The organism is Mesorhizobium sp. M7A.F.Ca.CA.002.15.2.1 (assembly GCF_003998715.1).
In the GTDB taxonomy this organism is placed as follows: domain Bacteria; phylum Pseudomonadota; class Alphaproteobacteria; order Rhizobiales; family Rhizobiaceae; genus Mesorhizobium; species Mesorhizobium ciceri.
In genome coordinates, this window is record NZ_RZPI01000411.1 from 1 (window position 1) to 5085 (window position 5085).

Annotated in this window: 4 protein-coding genes; all 4 read right to left on the reverse strand. The window is 62.1% G+C overall.

The features are described 5' to 3' along the window. A partial coding sequence (locus ENZ74_RS21250; RefSeq protein WP_127312974.1) for a Ku protein occupies window positions 1-848 on the reverse strand: 848 nt, incomplete at its 3' end. 270 nt (window positions 849-1118) lie between these two features. Next, entirely contained in the window at window positions 1119-3611 is a 2493-nt protein-coding gene (ligD, locus tag ENZ74_RS21255; RefSeq protein ID WP_127312975.1) for a DNA ligase D, read from the reverse strand. 45 nt (window positions 3612-3656) lie between these two features. Then, window positions 3657-3881, reverse strand: a complete 225-nt coding sequence (locus tag ENZ74_RS21260; RefSeq protein WP_027160830.1) for a hypothetical protein — start codon at window positions 3879-3881, stop codon at window positions 3657-3659. 224 nt (window positions 3882-4105) lie between these two features. Beyond that, on the reverse strand, window positions 4106-5085 hold a 980-nt coding region (locus tag ENZ74_RS21265), incomplete at its 5' end, for a glycosyltransferase family 9 protein (RefSeq protein WP_164761109.1).

The window sequence follows — 5085 nt, forward strand, 5'->3', positions numbered from 1 at the left end:
GCACCACCCGCTGCCGCTTTCTTTGCGGCTGGCTTGGCAACCTCGTCGGCCTTGCTCTTCGACTTGGCTGGCGGCTTCGATTGCGACAGGCTGGCCTTCAGCGCATCCATCAGGTTGATGACATTGCCGCGCTCCGGTGCCGCCGCAATAATCGGCTTGTGGCCTTTCAGCTTCTCGCGGATCATCGTCATGAGTGCCGCCTCGTAGCGGTCCTCATAATTCTTCGGATCGAAGGTGGTTTCCTTCTGCTTGATCAGCGCTTCGGCGAGCTGCAGCATTTCGGGGTCGGGCTTGCCAGCTGGAATATTGCCAAAATATTCAGCCGTCCCGCGCACTTCGTTCGGGTTCCTCAAGGTGCACACGAACATGCCGTTCTCGCGCGCGCCGATCGTCACCACGCGCTCGCGGCTCGACAGCACAAGGCGGGCGATGGCGAGCTTGCCGGATTTGCGCATCGCTTCGCGCAACACGGCGAAGGTTTCCTCCGCCATCGCGCCGTCGGGCGCCATGTAGTAGGGCGCGTCCTGGTAGATGACGTCGACCTCGTCCTCGTCGACGAAGGCCTCGATGTTCATCGTGTGATTGGATTCGATGCGCACCGCGTCGAGGTCTGCATCATCGATGATGATGTACTGCTTGTCCTCGTATTCGTACCCCTTGACCAGATCAGCACGCTCGACGAGCCCTAGTTCGGGGTCGACCGGCTTCATGTTGATGCGGTTATGGGTCTTCTTGTGCAGCTGGTTGAACGAGATGCGCTCGCTGGCGCTGGTGGCGGGATACAACCGCACCGGACAGCTCACGAGGCTGAGTTTGAGGTAACCTTTCCAACTTGCCCTAGGCGCCATGAAACACTCCTACGCGGTCATGCACTGACAAAGACCTGCAGCGCTTTCGTCCGAGGACGATTGAGGCTGAGCAAATCCTACACCGACCGCACACAATACCGGCAAATCCCTGACGAAATCTTCCGCCATGCATTTGAGGTCGTGGACAGAGAATAATTCAAATTGTTGGAAGCGTCGATGGACTGGAATTTAAAACGCTGGCAGGACAGAGGGGGGCGCCACGGATCGCGGTGGTCCTTGTTCTGCAACTACTTACTTCGTCTTCTGCAACTACTTCGTCGCCCCCGAGACCACCGGCAGATCCCGCGCAAACTTATCAATCTCCGCCCACGGATCGCCCGACGTCGCCAACAGCCCCGGCAGCGACGAATAATTCAGATCCTGCGGCGCATCGATGGATTCGAGGTCGCTCCAGCTGACCGGCGTCGAGGCCGGCAGATTGGTGCGGGCGCGCAAGGAGTAAGGTGCTGCGGAGGTGTGGCCGCGCGCATTGCGGTGGTAGTCGATGAAGATGCGCTTCTTGCGGTTGTCCTTGCCCATGGTGGTGGTGAAAGTATCAGGCGCCGTTGTCGCCAGATGCGTGGCGATCGCGCTGGTTGCCTGGTGCAGTTTCTTCCAGTTCTGCTTGCCTGTCACAGGTACCGTGATGTGGATGCCGCTGCCGCCGGAGGTCTTGGCGAACGGCACCAGCCCCAGGCGCCCCAATTCGTCCTTGATGTGCACGGCGGCCTCGACCACCTCGCGCCAGGCGATCCCTTCTCCCGGATCGAGGTCGAGGACGATCTGGTCGGGTCTGTCGAGGCTGGCGCGGTGGGTGCCCCAGGTGTGGAACTCGACGACGCCGAACTGCGCCAGCGCCAGATACCCTTTCGCGCCTTCGACCGAGAGATAGGATTTGGTTTCGCCCTCGGAATTTGTCGCCTCGAATGTCACCACCGAGGGCGGCATGCCGGTGAAGGCGTGGCGCTGGAAGAAGCAATCCTTCGGCAGGCCGGTCGGGCAGCGCACCAGCGACACCGGCCGGCCGAGAATGTGCGGCAGCATGAAATCGCCGACCAGCGCGTAATAGACGGCGATGTCGAGCTTGGTCGGGCCGGTCTTGCCGAACAGCCGGCGCGTCGGGTTGGTCACCCAGATGGTGGCAAGGTCAGCCTCGGCGATCAGCCGCTTGCGTGTCGAGGATACCGGCGTCGACAGGCCGACATCCCTCAAACCGCGGAAGACGCCGTGGCGCAGTGCGTTGTCCGCTGTGCGGTTGGCGTAGTGGATGCGCGCCGACAGCAGCGGCCGCACCCAGTTCATCTCGCGCATGATCTCGCGCGGAACGCCCTCGGGCGCGCTGGCGCCTTCCCGCAGCGGCTCCAGCCTGGCGAGCAATTCACCGGCTGTGGCGGCATCGAAACCGGTGCCGACCTTGCCGCGATAATGCAATTCACCGCCCTCGAACTCTGCCATTCCGAGCGCCGCCAGCCCTTCGGCCGCATCGGAGATGGTGAAGCCGGCGATGACGAAGTCGTCCGACAGCAGCGCCTTGGTCTTGGTCCAGCTTTTGCTTCGGCCGCTCTGATAGATGGCCGTGGCGCGCTTGGAGACGACACCCTCCAGCCCCAGTTCCGACGCCTGGTCGTAGAGCCCCTGCCCCGAGCCCTCGACATGGTCGGAGAACTGGAAGGCGGAATTGGCGCCGAGGCCCGACAGCATCTGCGCGAGCAGCGCCTTGCGCCGGACCAGCGGCGCCTTGGTCAGGTCCCAGCCGTCGAGATGGAGAAGATCGAAGGCGTAGAAATGGAGCTTGCTGCCGGCGCCCTCGGCCAGCGCATCCTGCAGCAGCGCGAAACGGCTGATGCCCCGGGCGTCGAGCACCACGATCTCGCCATCGATGATGGCGTCGCAGCACGGCAGTTTGGCGAACGCATGCGGCAGGTCGCCATAACGCTTCGTCCAGTCGATGCCGCCACGGGTGATCAGCTTGACCGCGCCCTCAGTGAGATGCGCCATGGTGCGGTAGCCGTCGAATTTGATCTCGTGCAGCCAGACTTGTTTGGTGTCTTCGCCATCGGGCGGTTTTGGCACCTGCGTCGCCAGCTGCGGCTCGATACGGGCAAGCATGGGGGCCTTGAAGGCGCCCGGCAGCGTGCCGGGCTTCAGCGATCCCTGTCTGGGCGCGGGTTTGGCGGCGGGCTTTGCCGGCGCCGCCAGCTCCTCGATGCGCAATCCGGATTTGACGCTCTCCGGCCGGGCCGTGAGGATGTCAAGCGCAGTGTCGGCCGCGAGGTCGCGCTCTTTGAACAGCAGCCAGTTCTTCTTGTTTTCGTCCTCGCCGGGTTTCGGCTTCAGCCGGGTCAGCATCCAGCCGCCATTGAGCTTGGCGCCGGCCAGCCGGAACTTGAAGGCGCCGGTGCGCAAGCTCTTTTCGACATCGTCCATCGGCGCCCAGCTGCCGGTGTCCCAGACGATCATCGGCCCGCCGCCATACTCGCCTTCGGGAATGACACCCTCGAAGTCGATATATTCGAGCGGATGATCCTCGGTCTCGACCGCCAGCCTTTTGTCGGCCGGATTGAGCGAAGGCCCGCGCGGCACCGCCCAGCTCTTCAAGACATCGCCGACCTGCAGTCGCAGATCATAATGGTCTGCGGTGGCGTGGTGCTTGTGCACGACGAAGCGGTTGCCGTCGCTGCTGACGAGCCCGCCAACCGGTTCCGGCGTCTTGGCGAATTCGCGTTTGGCGCGATAGGCTTTGAGCTTTGGTGGAGTTGTCATCGCAAAGATCGAAGCACGGCGGCCAGGAACAAGCCAGTCACGCTCTCAATCGTCAGCGGCCGGCGTCAACTCGAGCTCCGCCGGCGACAGCCCTTGCTGCAACTGGCTCAGCCGGAATTCGTCGACCCAATAGGCCTCGCCATCGACCAGAACCCGGGCTTGGTAGGTGCCCTCCGAAAAACGCTGCTCGGTGATGTAGACCTTGTGACGATCGAGCGCTTTGCGCACCGCGGCGCGTTTGGAATTCTGACCTGTGACGGGACTGAACATGACACTGCCCTCGGTCGCCCTGACACGCAACGCGGCCGCTGTCGGCGGCCTTGCGACTGGCTCCAAGGATGCCGGAGACGAGGTGTCCTGTCAATTTCGTGGCAGTGCAGGTTGCAGTCCGGTTAAATTTTGCAGTCTTTTGAAGATGCTCGGGTCTCGGCCTGAATCACGATGTGAAGCGCGCGAAGACGAAGCCGCGCGTGATCGTGCCTGTTGCCGCCAGCCTACGAAGCGGCCGGCATACCCGAATGAGTGGATTTTCGGACTTCCCCGATGAGATCGAGTGTCGCTGCCGCGACCTCGGCAACCTGAAGCCGCTGCACACAATAGACCCCACCGGGGTTGTTTTCTTTACAAACACCTGGAGCGATGCATGGACAGGGCATGACCGGCTGGAGCGTCCGGTTCGGGACACCGAACGGGCCCCATTGCTCAGGCGACGTCAGGCCGTACAACCCCACCGCTGGAGTTCCGACAGATGCCGCGATGTGCATCGGGCCGCTCTCATTGCCTAGAAAGATTGATGCTTCGGCCAACAATGCCGTCAGGACTTCAAGCGAGGCCTTTCCGACGACACTGGCGACCGGCGACGCCGCCACTTCAAGGATCCTTTGCGCGGCAAGCCCCTCATCCGGCCCACCAACGAGCAGAGATCGCAACCCGGTTCTGGCGTATACCTCGTCGATGACCGCAGCAAAATGTTGCGGCGGCCAACAACGCCCTTCGAACCTGGCGCCGGCATGCACGGCCACATATGACTTCTTTGCCAAAGCGTTTTCCGCAAGAATCCTGGCACACTCTTCCTGGGCGGTCCCGTTCGGCTGCAGCCGAGGCGTTGGGTCCTGACAATCCAACCCAAGCGCGTGGAGTGGAGACAGGTTCCTGTAGAGATAATGGGGGCCGCCCTGTCCGAAAGTCGCGGCGAGAACGTTTGCAAGCTGGATTTCCCAGAACTTCATCGGATGCTCGGAAGGATCGAAGCCGACGCGAAGTGGAGCGCCGATCAAACGATGCATTATCCGCGAGGTTTTTGAATCGGTAAGGTCGATGCTAAGATCGAATTTTCGACGCCGCAGATCAGAGATGACGCCACGATAGTCGCTCAAACGCTTGAGCAGAGTCCTTCCTCTGCCGCGGGATTCAAAGCCAACGGCAACATCGGCGATCCCTTGCGCGACGATGAACTGCTTGAGTCCCGGCGCAC